This window comes from Nocardioides sp. W7 (assembly GCF_022919075.1).
Classification (GTDB): Bacteria; Actinomycetota; Actinomycetes; order Propionibacteriales; family Nocardioidaceae; genus Nocardioides.
This window is the reverse complement of sequence record NZ_CP095078.1, coordinates 5,029,603-5,047,617: the sequence shown is the minus strand read 5'-3', so window position 1 is coordinate 5,047,617 and position 18,015 is coordinate 5,029,603. Positions and strand designations below refer to the sequence as shown.

General features: G+C 73.2%; 18 protein-coding genes. 12 read left to right on the top strand and 6 right to left on the bottom strand.

The features are described from left to right. Window positions 1–203 precede the first annotated feature (203 nt). Together arcC and MUB56_RS23630 are read left to right on the top strand one after the other, a co-directional pair. Window positions 204–1,151, top strand: coding sequence for a carbamate kinase (gene arcC, locus MUB56_RS23635; protein WP_244929455.1), 948 nt, complete (start codon window positions 204–206; stop codon window positions 1,149–1,151). Continuing rightward, window positions 1,151–2,245, top strand: coding sequence for a ring-opening amidohydrolase (locus MUB56_RS23630; RefSeq protein WP_244929454.1), 1,095 nt, complete (start codon window positions 1,151–1,153; stop codon window positions 2,243–2,245). The genes arcC and MUB56_RS23630 overlap by 1 nt, the downstream gene beginning before the upstream one ends. A 213-nt stretch (window positions 2,246–2,458) precedes the next feature. On the opposite strand, the gene MUB56_RS23625 is transcribed toward MUB56_RS23630, so the two are convergent. Continuing rightward, complete coding sequence (locus MUB56_RS23625) at window positions 2,459–3,061, bottom strand: DJ-1/PfpI family protein (protein WP_244929453.1); 603 nt, start codon at window positions 3,059–3,061, stop codon at window positions 2,459–2,461. Between the two features lie 58 nt (window positions 3,062–3,119). Between MUB56_RS23625 and MUB56_RS23620 the strand changes: the two genes are divergently transcribed. Then, window positions 3,120–6,329: an ATP-dependent DNA helicase gene (locus MUB56_RS23620; RefSeq protein WP_244929452.1), complete on the top strand. Its 3,210-nt coding sequence runs from the start codon at window positions 3,120–3,122 to the stop codon at window positions 6,327–6,329. Further along, complete coding sequence (locus tag MUB56_RS23615) at window positions 6,326–9,586, top strand: ATP-dependent DNA helicase (protein ID WP_244929451.1); 3,261 nt, start codon at window positions 6,326–6,328, stop codon at window positions 9,584–9,586. The genes MUB56_RS23620 and MUB56_RS23615 overlap by 4 nt, the downstream gene beginning before the upstream one ends. Before the next feature lie 165 nt (window positions 9,587–9,751). Here MUB56_RS23615 and MUB56_RS23610 read toward each other — a convergent pair whose 3' ends face one another. Then, a complete protein-coding gene (locus MUB56_RS23610) occupies window positions 9,752–10,843 on the bottom strand; it encodes an NAD(P)-binding domain-containing protein (RefSeq protein WP_348536702.1) in 1,092 nt (363 codons plus the stop codon). A gap of 21 nt (window positions 10,844–10,864) precedes the next feature. Here MUB56_RS23610 and MUB56_RS23605 point away from each other — a divergent pair, with 21 nt between their 5' ends. Beyond that, a complete protein-coding gene (locus MUB56_RS23605; RefSeq protein ID WP_244929450.1) occupies window positions 10,865–11,050 on the top strand; it encodes a hypothetical protein in 186 nt (61 codons plus the stop codon). Between the two features lie 76 nt (window positions 11,051–11,126). Here the strand turns inward: MUB56_RS23605 and deoD are convergent, their stop codons facing one another. After that, window positions 11,127–11,840: a purine-nucleoside phosphorylase gene (gene deoD / locus MUB56_RS23600; protein ID WP_244929449.1), complete on the bottom strand. Its 714-nt coding sequence runs from the start codon at window positions 11,838–11,840 to the stop codon at window positions 11,127–11,129. A 22-nt stretch (window positions 11,841–11,862) separates the two neighbouring features. Between deoD and nudC the strand changes: the two genes are divergently transcribed. Next, window positions 11,863–12,771 carry an NAD(+) diphosphatase gene (gene nudC, locus MUB56_RS23595; protein ID WP_244929448.1) on the top strand — a complete coding sequence of 303 codons (909 nt, stop codon included), beginning with the start codon at window positions 11,863–11,865 and terminating at the stop codon, window positions 12,769–12,771. Here nudC and MUB56_RS23590 read toward each other — a convergent pair whose 3' ends face one another. Continuing rightward, window positions 12,772–13,023 carry a mycoredoxin gene (locus tag MUB56_RS23590; RefSeq protein WP_280637330.1) on the bottom strand — a complete coding sequence of 84 codons (252 nt, stop codon included), beginning with the start codon at window positions 13,021–13,023 and terminating at the stop codon, window positions 12,772–12,774. It lies immediately after the preceding gene. A 78-nt stretch (window positions 13,024–13,101) separates the two neighbouring features. Here MUB56_RS23590 and MUB56_RS23585 point away from each other — a divergent pair, with 78 nt between their 5' ends. From MUB56_RS23585 to MUB56_RS23560, 6 genes are all read left to right on the top strand, one after another. Next, window positions 13,102–15,141 carry an ATP-dependent DNA helicase UvrD2 gene (locus tag MUB56_RS23585; RefSeq protein WP_244929447.1) on the top strand — a complete coding sequence of 680 codons (2,040 nt, stop codon included), beginning with the start codon at window positions 13,102–13,104 and terminating at the stop codon, window positions 15,139–15,141. A gap of 227 nt (window positions 15,142–15,368) precedes the next feature. Beyond that, the gene (locus MUB56_RS23580) at window positions 15,369–15,608 is read left to right on the top strand and encodes a hypothetical protein (protein ID WP_244929446.1); all 240 of its coding nucleotides are present in this window, start codon (window positions 15,369–15,371) and stop codon (window positions 15,606–15,608) included. 107 nt (window positions 15,609–15,715) lie between these two features. Continuing rightward, window positions 15,716–16,030 (top strand): WhiB family transcriptional regulator, encoded by a 315-nt coding sequence (locus MUB56_RS23575; protein WP_244929445.1) that lies wholly within the window; start codon window positions 15,716–15,718, stop codon window positions 16,028–16,030. Between the two features lie 83 nt (window positions 16,031–16,113). Continuing rightward, window positions 16,114–16,278: a hypothetical protein gene (locus tag MUB56_RS23570; RefSeq protein WP_244929444.1), complete on the top strand. Its 165-nt coding sequence runs from the start codon at window positions 16,114–16,116 to the stop codon at window positions 16,276–16,278. Between the two features lie 29 nt (window positions 16,279–16,307). Then, on the top strand, window positions 16,308–16,502 hold the full coding sequence (locus MUB56_RS23565) for a hypothetical protein (protein WP_244929443.1): 195 nt from the start codon (window positions 16,308–16,310) through the stop codon (window positions 16,500–16,502). 106 nt (window positions 16,503–16,608) lie between these two features. Further along, window positions 16,609–16,779: a hypothetical protein gene (locus tag MUB56_RS23560; protein WP_244929442.1), complete on the top strand. Its 171-nt coding sequence runs from the start codon at window positions 16,609–16,611 to the stop codon at window positions 16,777–16,779. Between the two features lies 1 nt (window position 16,780). Here MUB56_RS23560 and MUB56_RS23555 read toward each other — a convergent pair whose 3' ends face one another. Beyond that, a complete protein-coding gene (locus MUB56_RS23555; protein WP_244929441.1) occupies window positions 16,781–17,560 on the bottom strand; it encodes a TOMM precursor leader peptide-binding protein in 780 nt (259 codons plus the stop codon). Between the two features lie 142 nt (window positions 17,561–17,702). After that, the gene (locus tag MUB56_RS23550) at window positions 17,703–17,861 is read right to left on the bottom strand and encodes a DUF5679 domain-containing protein (protein WP_091115022.1); all 159 of its coding nucleotides are present in this window, start codon (window positions 17,859–17,861) and stop codon (window positions 17,703–17,705) included. Window positions 17,862–18,015 lie beyond the last annotated feature (154 nt).

Here is an 18,015-nt window from a genome sequence, read left to right as displayed (position 1 = left end):
GCCTCAGGAGCCTCGGGTTCATCACGGTATGCAGGTGAGCTCGCACCTCCCATGGTGGGTACGCCGTGGGAGGTGCGAACTGATCTGCATACCGTGATGAATCTGCGATCGAGCTCCCGCACCCCCGGTCCTACCGCCCCCACCCCGATCCGTTGGCAGATCTCGCCAATGTCGCGCCGCGAGACCGCCCCTAGGTTCGACGCATGAGGGTCCTGCTCGCGCTCGGCGGCAACGCCATGACCAGCGCGGACGGTCGGGCCCGGCCCGAGGACCAGCTCGCCGCGGCGTCGACCGCGGCCGCCGCCGTCGCCGACCTGGTCGCGCGCGGGGACGAGGTGGTGCTCACCCACGGCAACGGCCCGCAGGTCGGCAACCTGCTGGTCAAGAACGAGCTCGCCGCCGCGGTCGTGCCGCCGGTCCCGCTCGACTGGTGCGGCGCCCAGACCCAGGCGACGCTCGGGTTCGTGCTGATGAACGCGATCGACGCCGCGCTGCTCGAGCGCGGCGTCGACCGGCGTACGGCGACCGTCGTGACCCGCACGCTCGTGGCCTGGGACGACCCCGGGTTCACCCGGCCGACCAAGCCGATCGGCCGCTACCTGCCGGCCGCCGACGCGGCGCTGCTCGTCGAGCACGGCGAGACCTGGGAGGACCGCGGCGAGAAGGGCTGGCGTCGGGTGGTCGCCTCGCCCGAGCCGCTGGCGATCGTCGACCTGGCCGCGATCGAGGCCCTGGTCGCGGCGGGCCTCGTGACCATCGCCGCCGGCGGCGGCGGGATCCCTGTCGTGGTCGACGCCGAGGGGCGGCTCCGCGGCGTCGAGGCGGTCGTCGACAAGGACCTCGGGGCGGCGGTGCTGGCCCGGGACCTGCGCGCCGACGTGCTCGTCGTCGCCACCGACGTACCGAACGCCGTGCTCCACTGGGGCACGCCGCAGGCCGAGCCGCTGGGCGAGGTGACCGTCCCGGACCTGCGGAAGTACGCCGCCGAGGGCCACTTCGCCAGCGGCTCGATGGCGCCCAAGGTCGAGGCCGCCTGCCGGTTCGTCGAGCAGGGTGGCCGGCGCGCCCTCATCACCAGCCTGAGCCAGATCACCGATGCCCTCGACGGCGCCGCCGGCACCGTCGTCGTACCCGAGAGGAAACCCGCCTGATGCCCAGCGCCATCGAAGTCCGCAAGGTCCCGATCCACTCCGTCGCCGACGCCAGCGAGCTCGCGAAGCTCATCGACGAGGGCGTGATGGAGGCCGGCCGCGTCGTCGCGATCATCGGGAAGACCGAGGGCAACGGCGGGGTCAACGACTACACCCGGATCATCGCCGACCGGGCGTTCCGCGAGGTGCTGGTCGAGAAGGGCGCCGACGCCGACGCCGTGAAGGAGATCCCGATCGTCTGGTCGGGCGGCACCGACGGCGTGATCAGCCCGCACGCGACGATCTTCGCGACCGTCGATGCCGAGCCGAGCGAGGAGCAGCGGCTGACCGTGGGCTTCGCGATGAGCGAGGTGCTGCTGCCCGAGGACATCGGCCGGACCGCGATGATCACCAAGGTGGCCGACGCGGTGAAGGTCGCGATGGAGCGGGCCGGCATCTCTGACGCCGCCGACGTGCACTACGTGCAGACGAAGACGCCGCTGCTGACCCTGAGCACGATCGCCGACGCGAAGTCGCGCGGCCAGGACGTCTTCACCGAGGACACCCTGCACTCGATGGACGTCTCCAACGGCGGTACGGCGCTCGGCATCGCCGTGGCCCTCGGAGAGATCGAGATGCCCCGCGACGAGGACGTGCTGAAGGACCGCTCGCTCTTCTCATCGGTCGCCTCCTGCTCCTCCGGCGTGGAGCTCGACCGCGCCCAGGTCGTCGTGGTCGGCAACGCGACGGGGGTCGGCGGTCGCTACCGGATCGGCCACTCGGTGATGAAGGACGCCCTCGACGCCGACGGCATCTGGGACGCGATCAAGGACGCCGGCCTCGACCTGCCCGAGCGGCCGCGCACCGGTGACCTCGACGGGAGGCTGGTCAACGTCTTCCTCAAGTGCGAGGTATCCCAGGACGGCGCCGTCCGCGGGCGCCGCAACGCGATGCTCGACGACTCCGACGTGCACTGGCACCGCCAGATCAAGGCCGCGGTCGGTGGCGTCACCGCCTCGGTGACCGGCGACCCGGCGGTCTTCGTGTCGGTCTCCGCCGCTCACCAGGGCCCCGACGGCGGTGGCCCGGTCGCCGCCATCGTCGATCTGGGCTGACGCCCGGGCCGTGCGCGGGTGACGGCCCGATCGGTGAGTTGTCCACCGTCTGCGGGCCCAGGACGGTGGATCTTTCACCCCCGCCACGGCGAGCCGCGCGACTCGCCGTACGGCGCGGTGCGTGGTCCACCTACTGCCGGTCCGTAACGGTGGATTGCCCACCGCCCCCCACGCCCCCCACACCCGGATCGGCCGACAGGCCCGCGCGGGCGGCTAGGAGCGCCAGCCCCACTCCATCTCGGAGACGGTCACGTCGCGGGTGTGCTCGTCGGTCAGCAGCTGCACGGCGTGCAGCGAGCAGTCGATGCCGGCCGAGACGCCCGCCGACGTCAGGATCGTCTGGGCGGAGCGGACGAACCGCTCGCCCCGCACGACCACGGTGGTGGGGGAGAGCGCCGCGAGCTCGTCGTACGCGTCGTGGTGGGTGGTCGCCCGGCATCCCTCCAGCAGTCCGGCCGCGCCGAGCAGCAGCGCGCCCGTGCACACCGACACGAGCAGCTCGACCTCGCCGGTGCGCTCCCGCAGCCACGCCAGCAGCCGCTCGTCGTCGAGCAGCGCCCGGGTGCCGGCGCCGCCCGGCACAACCAGCAGGTCCGAGGCCGGCGCGTCGTCGAGGGAGTACGTCGGCAGCACCGTGAACCCGCCCCGGCCGACCGCCGGACCCGTGGTCAGCCCGACCGAGAAGACCTCGAAGGGCCGATCCGCGCCGAGCTCGCCGGCCACGTTGAACACCTCGTACGGGCCCGCGTAGTCGAGCACCTCCATGTCGTCGAAGGCGAGGATGGCCACGGTGCGCCTGGAGGTCGGGGGAGTCATGGGCCCATCGTCGCGGGTGGTGCCGACGGTTGTCGGCGCCGGGTGCTGAGATGGACCCATGAGCGCGACCACCACCGAGACGCCGGCCTTCCGCCTGCGACCCGCACCGGCCGCGCCCGCAGCGCCCACGCTCGACGAGCACCAGCAGCAGGTCGTCGACCATCCCGGTGGACCGCTGCTGGTGCTGGCCGGACCCGGCACCGGCAAGACGACCACCCTGGTCGAGGCGATCGTCGCGCGGGTGGAGGCGGGAGCCCGCCCCGACCAGGTGCTGGCCCTCACCTTCTCCCGCAAGGCCGCCGAGCAGCTGCGCGACCGGGTGACCGCGCGGCTGGGCCGCACGATGGCGACGCCCCTGAGCTCGACGTTCCACTCCTTCGCCTACGCGCTGGTGCGGCGCTACGCGCCGGCCGAGCTGTACGCCGCGCCCCTGCGGCTGCTGTCGGCTCCCGAGCAGGACGTCGTGCTCCAGGAGCTGCTCACCGACAACCCGGAGTCGGTGCGCTGGCCCGCCGGGCTCCGAGCCGCGGTCGGCACCCGCGGCTTCGCCAAGGAGGTGCACGCCGTCCTCGCCCGGGCTCGCGAGCGCGGGCTGGATCCCGACCAGCTGATCGAGCTCGGCGAGCGCGAGGGCGCCCCCGAGCTGGCGGCCGCCGGCTTCTTCCTGGAGCAGTATCTCGACGTCCTGGGCGACCAGAGCGCGGTCGACTACCCCGACCTGGTCGCGCGTGCGGTCATCGAGGCCAACCTGCACCGCGACGAGCTGCGTCGCGAGCTCAGCCACGTCTTCGTCGACGAGTACCAGGACACCGATCCCAGCCAGGTCGCCATGCTGCGAGCACTGGCCGGCGACGGGCGCGACCTGACGGTGGTCGGCGACCCCGACCAGTCGATCTACGGCTTCCGCGGCGCCGACGTCCGCGGCATCCTCGACTTCCCCCGGCAGTTCCCGCGGGCCGACGGCTCGCCGGCCCGGGTGGTCGCGCTCGCGACGACCCGCCGGTTCGGTTCCCGGCTGCTGCGTGCCTCCCGGTCGATCGCGGCCGGCATCGGCGTCACCGGGTCGATCCCCGCCGCGACGTACGCCGCTTTCCGCGACCCGGCCCCCGTCGCCCACGAGTTCGGGCCCGGCACCGTCCAGGCGCTGACCTTCGACACCGCCCGCGCCGAGGTCGAGCACATCGCCGACCTGCTGCGCCGGGCCCATCTCGAGGACGACGTCGCCTGGTCCGACATGGCGGTGCTGGTGCGCTCGGGCCGCACCGAGATCCCGGGCCTGCGCCGATCCCTGGTCGCGGCCGGCGTGCCGGTGGAGGTCGCCAGTGACGAGACGCCCCTGGTCCGTGAGCCCGCCGCGGTGCCGCTGCTCGCCGCGCTCGCCGTGGTCGGCGACGCCGAGGTCGACGACCCGGCAGCCCAGGACCACGTCGGCGCCGACCGGGCCGAGGCGCTGCTGACCTCGCCGCTGGGCGGCCTCGACGCGACCGACGTGCGCGCGCTGACCCGGGCGCTGCGCGAGCGTGAGCCCGAGGCGGCGCCGCGCGAGCTGGTGCGCCGCGCCGTGCTGGAGCCCGCGCTGCTGGCCGGCGTGCCGGGCGACGCCGCGACCCGGGCCCGCCGGCTCGCGGTGCTGGTCGCCCGGGCTCGGGGCGAGCTCGCGGACGGGGCGAGCGTCGAGGAGGTGCTGTGGACCCTGTGGGAGGGCTCCGACTGGGGCCGCCGGCTGCGGCACGCCACCCGTGGCGGGGGCCACGGGGCCCGGCTCGCCCATCGTGACCTCGACGCGATCTGCGCGCTGTTCGAGACGGCCGCGCGGGTCGAGGAGCAACGCGGGCACACCAGCGTCCGGGCGTTCGTCGACACGCTGAGGGCCCAGGAGATCCCGGCCGACACGCTCGCCGACCGCGGTGTCCGCGGCGACGCCGTACGGCTGCTCACCGCCCACCGGTCCAAGGGCCTGGAGTGGCGCCTGGTGGTCGTCGCCCGCGTCCAGGAGGGCGCCTGGCCCGACCTGCGCCGCCGCGACACCTTGCTCCAGGCCGACCGGATCAGCCGTGACGGCCTGCTGCCGCCGCTGACCCGGGGCGCGATCCTGGCCGAGGAGCGCCGGCTGTTCTACGTCGCGGCGACCCGAGCCCGGCAGCGGCTCGTGGTCACGGCCGTGGCCTCCGCCGACGACGAGGGTGAGCAGCCCTCACGGTTCCTGCACGAGCTCGGGCGCGACCCCGTGCACCGGATCGGCCGGCCGCAGCGCCCGCTCTCGATGACCGGCCTGGTCGCCGAGCTGCGCCGCACCCTCGCCGATCCCGAGCAGCCCGAGCCGCTGCGCGCGGCGGCGGCACGACGACTCAGCCGGCTGGCCGCGACCGACGTGCACGGCCGGCCCGTCGCCGCGGCCGCCGACCCCGCGTCGTGGTGGGGACTCCGGGCGCCCACCCGGGCCACGCAGCCGGTGCGTCCGAGCGAGCAGCCGCTGACGATCTCGGCGAGCACCCTCGAGGGGCTGGTGACCTGCCCGGCGCAGTGGTTCCTCAGTCGGGAGGCCGGCGGTGCGGTGGTGAGCTCGGCGAGCCAGGGGTTCGGCAAGGTCGTGCACGCGATCGCCGACCGGATCGCCAAGGGCGAGATCGCCTCGCCCGTCGACGTCGATGCCGACCTGATGCCGCTGGTCGATGAGGTGTGGGCGCGGCTGGAGTTCCGCACCCCCTGGTCACGGGCCCGCGAGCGGGCGGCGGTCCGCGACGCGCTGGTCCGCTTCGTCGGCTGGCACGAGCGACCGGGCGCGCGCACCGTCCTGGCGACCGAGCCGCGGATGCAGGCGCAGGTGAGCCTGCCCGACGGTCAGGTGGTGCGGCTGAACGGGTACGCCGACCGCCTCGAGCTCGACGAGGACGGCCGGGTGGTCGTCATCGACCTCAAGACCGGCAAGTACCCACCCACCGGCCCCCAGGTCGAGCGGCACAGCCAGCTGGGCCTCTACCAGCTGGCCGTCGAGTACGGCGCGGCCGACGAGTGGCTGTCCGATGTCGACCGTCCGGGCCGGCCGGGCGGGGCCGAGCTGGTCCAGCTGCGCCACGGCGACGACCAGCCGAAGGTGCAGCGCCAGGCGCCGCCGGTCGAGGGAGCGGGGTTCGTCGAGGACCAGCTGGTCGCGGCCGCGACGCTGCTGCGCAGCGAGGAGTTCGTCGCCCGTCCCGGTGCGCACTGCGAGCGGTGCACCTTCCACGCCCTGTGCCCCGACAAGACCGCCGGATCGGTGCTCTCGTGACCATCACCGCGGCCGCCCCGCCGAGCGACATCACCACCCCCGAGCAGCTGCGCGACCTGATGCGTGCCGAGTGGACCTTCAGCGACCAGCAGTTCGCCGCGATCACCGCGCCGCTGGAGCCGGCGGTCGTGATCGCCGGCGCCGGCTCCGGCAAGACCACCGTGATGGCGGCCCGGGTCGTGTGGCTGGTCGCCACCGGCCGGGTCCGTCCGCACGAGGTGCTGGGGCTGACCTTCACGACCAAGGCGACCGCCGAGCTGCAGAGCCGGATCCGCGAGAGCCTGCGCCAAGCCGGCCTGCTGCCCGAGCGCGGCACCCGGCCGGTCGACCCGGGGCAGGACGAGGCCGAGGAGCTGGAGGAGCCGACGGTCGCGACGTACCACTCGTTCGCCTCCAACCTGCTCTCCGAGCACGGTCTGCGGATCGGGCACGAGCCGGACACCCGGCTGATCGCCGACGCCAGCCGCTACCAGCTGGCCGCCCGCGCCGTGCAGCGCTACACCTCCGCGGTCGAGACGCTCACCGACTCACCGAGCCACGTCGTCCAGTACCTCCTCGCCCTGGACGGCGAGATGAGCGAGCACCTGGTCACGCCCGCGCAGGTGCGGGCCCACGACGTGACCCAGCGCCCGCTGCTGGAGGCGGGGATGGCCACGGAGCACCGCAAGACCTACCGGGCGGTCAACGAGAAGGCGATCGCCGCGATCGACAAGCGCGCCGAGCTGCTCGGACTGGTCGAGGCCTACCGCCGGCTCAAGACCCACCACGGGCTGATGGACTTCTCCGACCAGATCGCGCTGGCCGCCCGGCTGGCCGAGGAGTGCCCCGAGGTCGGCGAGATCGAGCGCGGCAAGTTCAAGGTCGTGCTCCTCGACGAGTACCAGGACACCTCGGTGGCCCAGGCCCTGATGCTGAGCCGGCTGTTCAGCGGCCCCGACGCCGACCACGGGCTGGGGCACCCGGTCACGGCCGTCGGCGACCCCAACCAGGCCATCTACGGCTGGCGTGGCGCATCGGTCTCGAACATCCTGGAGTTCGGCCAGGACTTCCCGAGCCTCGGTGGGGTGGGTCGCACCTACCCGCTCACGGTGAACCGTCGCTCCGACGAGCGGATCCTGGCCTCGGCCAACCACCTGGCCGCCGAGCTGTACGCCGACCGCCCCGAGCTGCGCCCGCTCGAGCCGAAGCCCGGGGCCGACCCCGGTGCGGTGCGGGCGGTCGTGCACGAGACCTGGGACGACGAGCTGACCTGGCTGGCCACCGAGGTGATCGCGACGCACCGCGCGCTGACCGCCTGCACCGCCGACCCGTGCTGGAGGGAGATCGGCGTCCTGGTGCGCGACAACGCCCACGCCGCCGCGGTCTTCGACGCGCTCTCCGCGCGCGAGGTGCCGGTCGAGATCGTAGGTCTCAAGGGACTGCTGCGGCTGCCCGAGGTGGCCGAGGTCGTCGCGACGCTGACCCTGATCCAGGACGTCACCGCCAACGCGGCCCTGCTGACCGTGCTCGCCGGCCCGCGCTGGGCGATCGGCCTGCGCGACCTGGCCCTGCTGGGCCGGCGCGCGCGGGACCTCGCGGGCGGGGGCCCCGCCGTACGAGCCACCACGCTCGTCGACCTGCAGGCCGAGCTGGGTGCCGCGGTGGAGGGGGCCGACCCCAGCGAGATCCCGGCTCTCAGCGACGCCCTCGGCGATCCCGGCGACCCCCGCGACTTCGACTACTCGCCCGACGCTCGGGAGCGGTTCGGGCTGCTGGCCACCGAGCTGCGCCGCCTGCGCGCGTCCATCGGCGAGCCGCTGCTCGACCTGGTCCGCCGCATCGTCGACGTGACCGGCATCGATGTCGAGCTCGCCTCGTCGGTCAGTCCGGCAGCGGTCGCCCGGCGCGAGAACCTCGACCTGTTCGTCCAGGCGGTCGCGGAGTTCCAGGCGGTCGACGGTCAGGTGACGCTCGCGGCGCTGCTGGCGTGGCTGGAGGCCGAGGACGAGTTCGGCCAGGGGCTCGACGTCGCCACACCGTCGGAGGCCGATTCGGTCAAGCTGCTCACCGTGCACCGGGCCAAGGGCCTGGAGTGGGACGCGGTCTTCCTGGTCGGCGTGGTCGAGCAGAAGTTCCCGACCAACCGGACCCGGTCCAGCTGGCTGACCGTCCCGTTCGTCCTGCCCACGGCCCTGCGCGGCGACGCCCGCGACCTCCCGACGCTGGCCGGGCACACCCCCGAGGACCTCAAGGCGCTCGCGGCCCGCGCGAAGGAGCACCAGGCCCTGGAGGAGCTGCGGCTCGGGTATGTCGCCTGGACTCGCGCCCGGAACACGCTGTGGGTCTCCGCCTACTGCTGGGCGCCCCAGCGCAAGGGCGGACTCGGGCCCTCGTCGTACCTCCAGCGCACCCGCGAGGCGATGGAGGGCTGGGGCGCGTTCCCCGACGCCTGGCTCGACAAGCCCGCCAAGGATGCGCCCAACCCGTACGCCCAGGCGGCGTCCGACCTGGCCTGGCCGATCTCCCACCACACCCGCGAGGTGGAGCGCCGCCTCGAGGCGGCGGCCCGGGTCCGCGAGGCGGACCCGGAGGCCACCGACGATCTTGAGGACATGCTGCTGCTCGACCGGGTGGCGCAGTGGGACACCGAGATCGACCGGCTCCTGGAGGAGGCGACCCGCGACCGGGCGACGGTCGTCGAGGTGCCGCTGCCCTCCAGCCTGTCGGCGACCTCGCTGGCGCGGCTGCGCGACGACCCCGAGGCCTTCGCCCGCGACCTGGCCCGACCGATGCCGCGCAAGCCGTCGGCGGCGGCCCGGTTCGGCACCCGCTTCCACGCCTGGGTGGAGAGCCGCTTCGGCCAGCAGCTGCTCCTCGACCCCGACGAGCTGCCGGGTCGCGCCGACTCCGGGATCGCCGACGACGCCGAGCTGGCCGAGCTCGTGGAGCGCTTCGAGGCCGGCCCGTTCGCCGACCGGGTGCCGCACGCGGTGGAGCCGCCGTTCGCGCTGGTGCTGGCCGGTCAGGTCGTGCGCGGCCGCATCGACGCCGTCTACCGCGAGGGCGAGGGCTACCTGCTGGTCGACTGGAAGACCGGCCGCCACCTGGAGCCGGACCCGCTTCAGCTGGCCATCTACCGGGTGGCCTGGGCCGAGCTGCACGGCGTACCCCTGGATCAGGTCCGCGCCGCGTTCTTCCACGTGCGCTCCGGTGAGCTGGTCGAGCCGGAGGGGCTGGCCGGACGGGCGGAGCTGGAGAAGCTGTTCAGCGCGACCTGAGCCGGACGGCGGGTCGCTGCCGCGTCCGTTTGGTCCGGCAGGGTGGAATGGCCCCGCACGTCCTGACCCCTGTCGAAGGAGATCCCCATGCTGAAGAAGCTCGTCCTCGTCATCGCCGTCGTAGCCGTCGGCGGCCTGGTGGCCAAGAAGGTCACCGGCAAGTAGTCACACCGGCAGGCCCGCGGCGCTCGCGCTGATCCAGTCAGCGACGCCGCGGGCCGCTGTGCGTCCGGCCCGGTTCGCCCCGATGGTGCTGGCCGAGGGGCCGTAGCCGACCAGCTGCACCCGGCGGTCCGCGACCGCCGTCGTGCCGTCGAGCTGGATGCCGCCGGACGGCGAGCGCAGCCGCAGCGGCGCCAGGTGGGTCACCGCCGGCCGGAAGCCGGTCGCCCACACGATCACGTCGACGCGCTCGAAACGGCCGTCGGCCCAACGCACCCCGTCCGGCTCGACCGACTCGAACATCGGGAGCCGGCGATAGGCGCCGAGTCGCTCCGCCTCCCGCTCCTGCGGGCGGAGCGCGAGCCCGGTCACGCTGACGACGCTCGCCGGCGGCAGCCCCCGGCGTACCCGCTCCTCGACCAGCGCGACCACCCGACGCCCCAGCTCGGGAGTGAAGTCGTCGGTGCGCCACACCGGCTCCCGCCGGGTGACCCAGAGCGTGTCGGCGACGGGCGCCAGCTCGCCGAGGTGCTGCACGGCTGAGGCGCCGCCGCCGACGACCAGCACGCGACGGCCGCGGAAGGGGAGCGGTCCGGGGTAGTCGTGGGTGTGCAGCTGCTCGCCGAGGAACGTGTCCATGCCGGGGTAGCGCGGCACGAACGGGTGCGACCAGGTGCCGCTGGCGTTGACCAGGGTCCGCGAGGTCCAGGTCCGGTCGGCCGCGCGGGTGAGCAGCAGCCCGTTGTGCTCGGTGACCGTGTCGACGCGGATCGGCCGGACGACGGGCAGGTCGTGCTCGCGCTCGTACGTCGCGAAGTACGCCGGCACCACGACGTTGGCCCGGCCCTCGGGGTCGGTGGGGGACACCGAGTCCGGCAGCGCCGAGACCCCGTGCACGTCGCGCATCGCGAGCGAGTCCCAGCGGTGCTGCCAGGCCCCGCCGGGAGCGGCCTCGGCGTCCAGCACGACATGGTCGAGGCCCCGCCGTCGGAGGTGGTACGACGCCGAGAGGCCGGCCTGGCCGGCGCCGATGACGAGCGAGTCGAGGACCTCCACGTCGGTGGAACACCCCGGACCGGCTGCTACTTCCGTCACGGGGAGTGACATCCTCGACGCGTGACGGAATCCCGCGGCGTCTCCTGGCCGCTCCTGCTGCTGGCCCTGATGTGCGCGACCCCGGCCGTCGTCGGCGGACTCTGGGTCGCCGGTGGCGACGAGGACTACCAGGGGATCGGGTTCGCGGTCCTCGGCTTCTTCGGTGCCGGCGTCTTCGTACTCGGCCTCAAGGCCTTCCGCTCCTGACCCCGCCGGCGACCCGTCACTCAATCGGCACTTTTCGCGGCGTGTCGCCGAAGGATCGACGGGTCGACCGACTCGATCAGCCGTCGAGCCCGGCCGTCAGCGCGATCTCGACCATCGCCCCGAAGGTCTGCTCGCGCTCCAGCGCCGAGGTCTGCTCGCCGGTGACCAGGTGGTCGGAGACGGTGCACACCACCAGCGCCTGCCGGCCGAAGCCCGCCGCGATCGTGTAGAGCGCGCTCGCCTCCATCTCGACCGCCAGTACGCCGTGGTCCACCAGTCGGGCCGAGAGCTCGGGCCGGGCGGGGTAGAACGAGTCGCTGCTGTAGATCAGCCCGACGTGCACCGCGGCGTCGCCGGCGGCGCCCTGCGCAGCGTCGTACGCCGCCCTGAGCAGACCGAAGTCGGCGACCGGGGCGTAGTCGAGGCCCTCGAACCGGATCCGGTTCATCGAGGAGTCGGTGCAGGCGCCGGAGGCGATCACGATGTCGCGGACGGCGACCCGCTCGGTCATCGCGCCGCAGGAACCGACCCGGATCACCCGCTGCACGTCGTACTCGCTGAACAGCTCGTGGGCGTAGATCGCCAGCGACGGCTGGCCCATCCCCGACCCCTGCACGGAGACGGGCCGCCCGCGCCAGGTGCCGGTGAAGCCGTACATGCCGCGCACCTCGGTGTAGCACCGGGCGTCGTCGAGGAAGGTCTCCGCGATCCAGCGGGCCCGCAGCGGGTCGCCGGGCATCAGGACGACGGGCGCGATGGCCCCGGACTGGGCGCCGATGTGGGTGCTCACAGTCCGAGCCTAGGCTGACCGGGTGACCCAGCCCCACCTCCGGATCGTCGACAACCCGCACGACCGCGCCGCCGTACGACGCAAGGACGAGGCCTGGCTCGAGGAGCGCTGGGCCGACCCGAGGACCCGGGTGCTCGTGGTCGCCGGCACCCGCGTGCAGCCGCGCGACGGGGCGCTCGACTGGGTCTCGCCCGCGGAGGCGCCCGAGGGCGTGCGGGTGCTGCTGGGGGAGCGCGACGAGGCGGCGTGGTTCGCCGTCGTCACGGGGGTCGAGCTCGCACAGGCCGGCGGCGACTGGGCCGGGCTGCGCGACCTCCTCACGCCGCTGGCCGAGGGTTCTCTGGAGGGCGGACCGCTGCTGCTGCACGCGATCGGGCTCGCGGAGTGGCTCTTCGTGACTCGGTTCTGCCCGCGGTGCGGAGGCGGCCTCGTGCCGCGTGCCTCCGGCCACGAGCTGGCCTGCACCCAGTGCGGGCGCGCCCAGTTCCCGCGCACCGACCCCGCCGTCATCATGATCGTCGCCGCGGGCGAGCCCGGGGCCGACGACGAGCGTTGCCTGCTCGGCCGGCAGGCGGTCTGGCCCGAGGGGCGGTTCTCGACCCTCGCCGGCTTCTGCGAGCCGGGCGAGACGCTCGAGGACGCCGTACGCCGCGAGGTCGCCGAGGAGACCGGCATCTCGGTGGGAGACGTCGAGTACTTCGGCAACCAGCCCTGGCCGCTGCCGGCCAGCCTGATGCTGGGCTTCGTCGGCCGGGCGACCTCCACGGACATCGAGGTCGACCGGGACGAGATCGAGGAGGCGCGCTGGTTCACGCGCGCCGAGCTCCGCGCCGAGGCGGAGTCCGGGCGGGTGCGGCTGCCGCAGGGCGTCTCGATCAGCCGGTCACTGATCGAGCACTGGTACGGCGGGCCGCTGCCCGGCCACTGGTGATCAGGAGGCCAGCGAGGCCAGCTTCTCCTTGACCTGGATCAGCGACGGGTTCGTCTGTGCGCTGCCGTCGGAGTAGACGAGCGTCGGGACGGTCTGGTTGCCGTTGTTGGCCTGCTCGACGATCAGCGCGGCCTCCGGAACCTGCTCGATGTCGACGATGTCGAAGGCGATGCCCTCCCGGTCGAGCTGGCCCTTCAGCCGGTGGCAGTAGCCGCACCACGGGGTGCTGTACATCGTGAACGTGCTCGACATCAGAACTGTCGCCTCCGGCGTCTAGGGTCTGGAACTGCTACCCGATCCAACCACCGGTCCCCAGGAGATGTTCCCTCGATGCCCCCCGCGCCCGACGAGCTGCTGGCCGCTCTCGACCCCGAGCAGCGCCTGGTCGCGGAGGCGCTGCGCGGTCCGGTGCGGGTGTTGGCCGGTGCCGGCACGGGCAAGACCCGGGCGATCACCCACCGGATCGCGTACGGCGTCGCGTCCGGCGTCTATGCCCCGACCGAGGTCCTGGCGGTCACCTTCACGACCCGGGCGGCCGGCGAGATGCGGGGCCGACTGCGTCAGCTCGGGGCGGGCGGCGTCCAGGCCCGCACCTTCCACTCCGCCGCGCTGCGTCAGCTGCGCTACTTCTGGACAGGCGTCCACGGCACCGAGCTGCCCCAGCTGATCGAGTCCAAGATCGGGCTGCTCGCCTCGGCGGCCCGCCGGCAGCGACTCTCCGCCGACCAGGCGCTGCTGCGCGACCTGGCCTCCGAGATCGAGTGGGCCAAGGTCAGCAACGTCCACCCCGACGACTACGCCCGGGTGGCCACGTCCCGCGGTCGCTCGGTCACCGGTCACGACCCGGAGACGGTCGGCCGGGTGTTCGGCAGCTACGAGGAGGTCAAGCGCAACCAGGGCCGGATGGACATGGAGGACGTGTTGCTGTTCACCGCCGGCATGCTCGCCGACGACGAGCGGGTCGCCGCGCAGGTCCGCCGGCAGTACAAGTGGTTCGTCGTCGACGAGTTCCAGGACGTCTCCCCGCTGCAGTCGGCCCTGCTCGACCTGTGGCTCGGCGGGCGCAACGAGCTCTGCGTGGTCGGCGACCCCGCCCAGACGATCTACTCCTTCGCCGGCGCCAACGCCGACTACCTCCGCGACTTCCCGAAGAAGTTCCCCGGCACCACGTCCGTCGAGCTGGTGCGCAACTACCGCTCCTCACCCGAGGTCGTCGGGGCCGCCAACAGGCTGCTGGCCGGCTCGGAGAGCCAGGGCGTCAAGCTGCAGGCACAGCGTCCGTCCGGACCCACGGTCGCCTACACGCCGTACCCCGACGAGGTGGCGGAGGCCGAGGCGGTCGCCGCGAAGATCAAGGCGCTGCGCGACCGCGGCCGCACGCTCGGTGAGGTCGCGGTGCTGTTCCGCATCAACGCCCAGTCCGAGTCCTTCGAGGAGGCGCTCGCGGCCCGGGGGCTCCCGTACGTCGTCCGCGGTGCCGCCCGGTTCTTCGACCGGCCCGAGGTACGGGAGGCGGTGACCCGGATCCGCGGCGCCGCGCGGTCGGGGCAGGGCGAGGCGACCGGAGACGAGCTGTTGGAGAACGTGCACGGCACGCTCGCGGGCATGGGCTGGACCTCCGAGGCGCCCACCACCCGCGGCCAGACCCGCGACCGGTGGGAGTCCTGGCAGGCGCTGGTCGACCAGGCCTCCGAGTTCGCGGCCGCCGGGGGAGACCTCGGTGCCTTCGTCGACGACCTGGACCGTCGGGCCTCCGAGCAGCACGCGCCGGTGGCCGACGGGGTCACCCTGGCGACCTTCCACGCGGCCAAGGGTCTGGAGTGGGACTCGGTGTTCCTCTGCGGGCTCCAGGACGGCACCCTGCCGATCACCTACGCCGACACCCCGGCCGCGGTCGAGGAGGAGCGCCGACTCCTCTACGTCGGCATGACCCGTGCGCGCCTCGACCTGTCGCTGTCCTGGGCGCTGGCCCGCAACCCGGGCGGCCGGGCCGGGCGCAAGCCGTCGCGGTTCCTCGATCCGTTGCTGCCCGACGACGCCCGCGTCGAGCGGTCGCCGGCCCGCAGCCGGAAGGTCGCCGGCTGCCGCGAGTGCGGCAAGCCGCTCGACACCGGGGCGGAGAAGAAGCGCGGCCGGTGCGACAACTGCCCGGCGTCGTACGACGAGGAGCTGTTCGAGCGCCTGCGCGAGTGGCGCACGACGCGGGCCGGCGACGAGAGCGTCCCCGCGTTCGTGATCTTCACCGACGCGACCCTGCAGCTGATCGCGGAGCACAAGCCGCGCTCGGCCCAGGACCTGCTGCGCATCAGTGGTATAGGCCGGTCCAAGGTCGAGAAGTACGGCGAGGACGTCCTCGGCCTGGTCGGCTGAGGCTCTCTTTCTCCCTCAACGGAGCGGGAAACTCCACGCGCGCCGACGCCCGATCCGCGGTGTCGGGAAGCCGCGTGGAGACAGTTGAAAAAGAAACCCACGAAATAGTCATAAAATCGTTTGCTCCTTACCAAGAGCCCGCGGTAACTTTCCGTCACCAAGAACACACCGCGCATCACGGTCCTGGCACGACCAGCGCACGACACGTACCGAAGGAGGTGGTCCCTGTGAACAGCACCAAGCTCATGACGACGGTTCAGACCCCGTCTCGCTTCGCCCTGCCCATGTGCGGCCACGCCTTCGACGCGACCGTGCGGGGCGCCGGTTTCGGCACGTTCGCCGGCACCGGCACGTCCCTCGCGAAGCGCGACCGCGTCGCCACCCAGATCACCGAGATCAAGGGCGGCTGGGGTCTCGTCCCGGCCTACGTCCCGGGGACCACTGCCTGGAGTCCACCGACCAGTTGAGAAACACTGTGTCGTCGCCTCCAGGCCGCGGATCCCTCACCGGGATTCGCGGCCTTTGTGTTTTCCGCGCATCAGACGCAAGCGATCAGATCCGAAGGAGGTGAAACATGACCATCAGTGTTCTCGACCGCACCGAAGCAGCCAGCCTGGGCCAGCTGCACGACGAGGCGGAGCGGGTCGACGACGAGCGGCTGCCGTGCCGGGTGAAGAACCCGGAACTGTGGTTCGCCGAGTCGCCGGCCGACGTGGAGTTCGCGAAGACCCTCTGCCAGGAGTGCCCGGTCAGGTCCCGATGCCTCGACGGCGCTCTCCAGCGGCGCGAGCCGTGGGGAGTCTGGGGCGGCCAGCTCTTCCTCCAGGGAGCGGTGATCCCCCGCAAGCGGCCCCGCGGGCGTCCCCGCAAGGACGAGACCGCCGCCTGAGCGGCACCGCACCACGCAGCACCGACCCACGCAGCACCGCACCACCACCATCCGCCGAACCACCTCCGAGAAGGACCACCGAGATGAACGTCATGAACGAGAACCTGGCTCGCGCGCAGATGTCCGCGCGCCTGGGAGAGGCGCAGCAGCTGCGTCGCGGCTACCAGCTGGCCCGCGCGCACCGGATGACCCGCCGCGCGGAGCTCGCCGCGTCGCAGGCTCGCACTGCCCTCGCCCGCGCGCTCTGAGCGCCTGACTGAGAAGGACCTACCCCGACATGAACACCTACCTGAACCGGAGCAACGACATGAGTCTCATGAACGAAGATCTGGCCCGCGCACAAATGTCCGCGCGCCTGGGAGAGGCGCGCCAGCTTCGCGTTGGCCACCAGGTGGCCCGTGCCGCACGTCTATCCCGCAAGGCCGAGCGAGCCGCGCAGCAGGCGCGGCTCGCCCTGGCCCGCGCACTGTGACGGGCCACCCCAGCGCACCCTGATCGCGGGTGTCTGATGCAGGAGCCGGGTACGACCCTCGAGGTCGTGCCCGGCTCCTGGCGTTCGTGGCGCCTACCCTGGAGTGGTGCGCACCTGCGACTTCTGCGGTCGCCGAGACAGCGAGGACGACGACCCGGCGGCGGCCCTGACCTGGACCACCGCGGTCGAGCGCGGCCGGACCCGGACCTTCTGCCCGACCTGCTCGCGCGAGCACCTGCGCGCGATGGAGGGCAAACTCGACAGCGAGTGGTGGTGAGCTACCCGGTCAGCGCCTGGTCCCACGCGCAGCCACAGCCGGGGTGCCGCGCCCACGGCGTGCGTCGTACGTCGAGGCTCGCGTCGAACCGGACCGTGGCCGACCAGGTCGACGGCACCCGGCCCTCGGCCCACGCGACCAGGTCGGCGACCGCCCAGGCCAGCGCGACCGCGTGCAGCACGGGTTCGCGGGGCACCCGGACCGTCGCCTGCTCCAGGAGCAGGGCGCGCCGAGGGTCGGCGAGGCCGAGGTGGGCGTCCACGCACCGCACGCAGGCGGTCCGACCGGGCTCGACGAACGGACCGACGATCATGCCCACCGGTTCGGTGGACACCAGGAGGTGGGGCGTGCCGTCGCGGGCGTACGGGTCCAGGTGCTGCCGGGGGACCTGACCGTCGCTCAGGACCAGGAGTACGCCGGCCTGGTCCAGGTCGGCTGCGACCACGAGATCCGCGGCCCGCAACCGGTCGGTGACGGGCCGGGTGAGGTCGGCCGGGGCATCGAGACCGACGGTGACCTCGAGCCGGCTGGCCCGTCGACGCTCCAGCTCGTCGAGGTCGGCGAGCAGGCCGGCGCGGGCCAGTTGGTCGAGGGCCTGGGCACCGGCCTCGGTCCGGGGGAGAGGCGGCTGACCGGCGTGCAGCTGGGCGAGTACCCGTCGTACGTCGGGATCGTCGCGGACCACCGCGCATCGAGGCGGGTCCAGGCCGATCTGGAGGTGTCGTTCGTCGCGTCGCAGGACCGGGAGTCCGGGAAGCAGGACGGGCCGGGACGGGAGCATGCCGTCAGCCTCACACGCGGCGGGCCGGTGCTGCCGGGCGTCGTCCACAGGCGCGGAGCGACGCGCGAGTGCGTGCCGAGACGTTGACGGCGGCGTCCCCACGAGGGGACGCCGCCGTACGCAGCTCATGGGGCGAGTGACGTCACGCCTTGCCGAGGATCCGGTTGAGGTTGGTGCTACAGACGGGGCACACGGCCTTGGCCATGCGGGTGCCCTTGTCGTTCACCTTGACCTCGCCCTCGGCCTCGCGCTTCTCCTTGCACTTCACGCAGTAGAACTCGCCGCTCCAGGTCTCCGCCATGACGGCCTCCTTGCTTCTCGTCTCACGTGGGTCGTCGCGACGGGGTGGGTGGGGAAGCCCGCCGGAAGTCCCGCGGCGGATGCCGTCGGGCCGTATCGACCCTACGACACCCCCGAGCCGGGGCGCAGGAGGCGCACCGCCGGGGTTTCGGGGC

Excerpts from the sequence above, each read along its gene's own strand:
- MUB56_RS23620 (WP_244929452.1), top strand. The coding sequence starts at position 3,120 with ATGAGCGCGACCACCACCGAGACGCCGGCCTTCCGCCTGCGACCCGCA.
- MUB56_RS23625 (WP_244929453.1), bottom strand. The coding sequence starts at position 3,061 with ATGACTCCCCCGACCTCCAGGCGCACCGTGGCCATCCTCGCCTTCGAC.
- MUB56_RS23585 (WP_244929447.1), top strand. The coding sequence starts at position 13,102 with ATGCCCCCCGCGCCCGACGAGCTGCTGGCCGCTCTCGACCCCGAGCAG.
- MUB56_RS23555 (WP_244929441.1), bottom strand. The coding sequence starts at position 17,560 with ATGCTCCCGTCCCGGCCCGTCCTGCTTCCCGGACTCCCGGTCCTGCGA.
- MUB56_RS23630 (WP_244929454.1), top strand. The coding sequence starts at position 1,151 with ATGCCCAGCGCCATCGAAGTCCGCAAGGTCCCGATCCACTCCGTCGCC.
- MUB56_RS23575 (WP_244929445.1), top strand. The coding sequence starts at position 15,716 with ATGACCATCAGTGTTCTCGACCGCACCGAAGCAGCCAGCCTGGGCCAG.
- MUB56_RS23570 (WP_244929444.1), top strand. The coding sequence starts at position 16,114 with ATGAACGTCATGAACGAGAACCTGGCTCGCGCGCAGATGTCCGCGCGC.
- arcC (WP_244929455.1), top strand. The coding sequence starts at position 204 with ATGAGGGTCCTGCTCGCGCTCGGCGGCAACGCCATGACCAGCGCGGAC.
- MUB56_RS23590 (WP_280637330.1), bottom strand. The coding sequence starts at position 13,023 with ATGTCGAGCACGTTCACGATGTACAGCACCCCGTGGTGCGGCTACTGC.
- MUB56_RS23565 (WP_244929443.1), top strand. The coding sequence starts at position 16,308 with ATGAACACCTACCTGAACCGGAGCAACGACATGAGTCTCATGAACGAA.
- MUB56_RS23550 (WP_091115022.1), bottom strand. The coding sequence starts at position 17,861 with ATGGCGGAGACCTGGAGCGGCGAGTTCTACTGCGTGAAGTGCAAGGAG.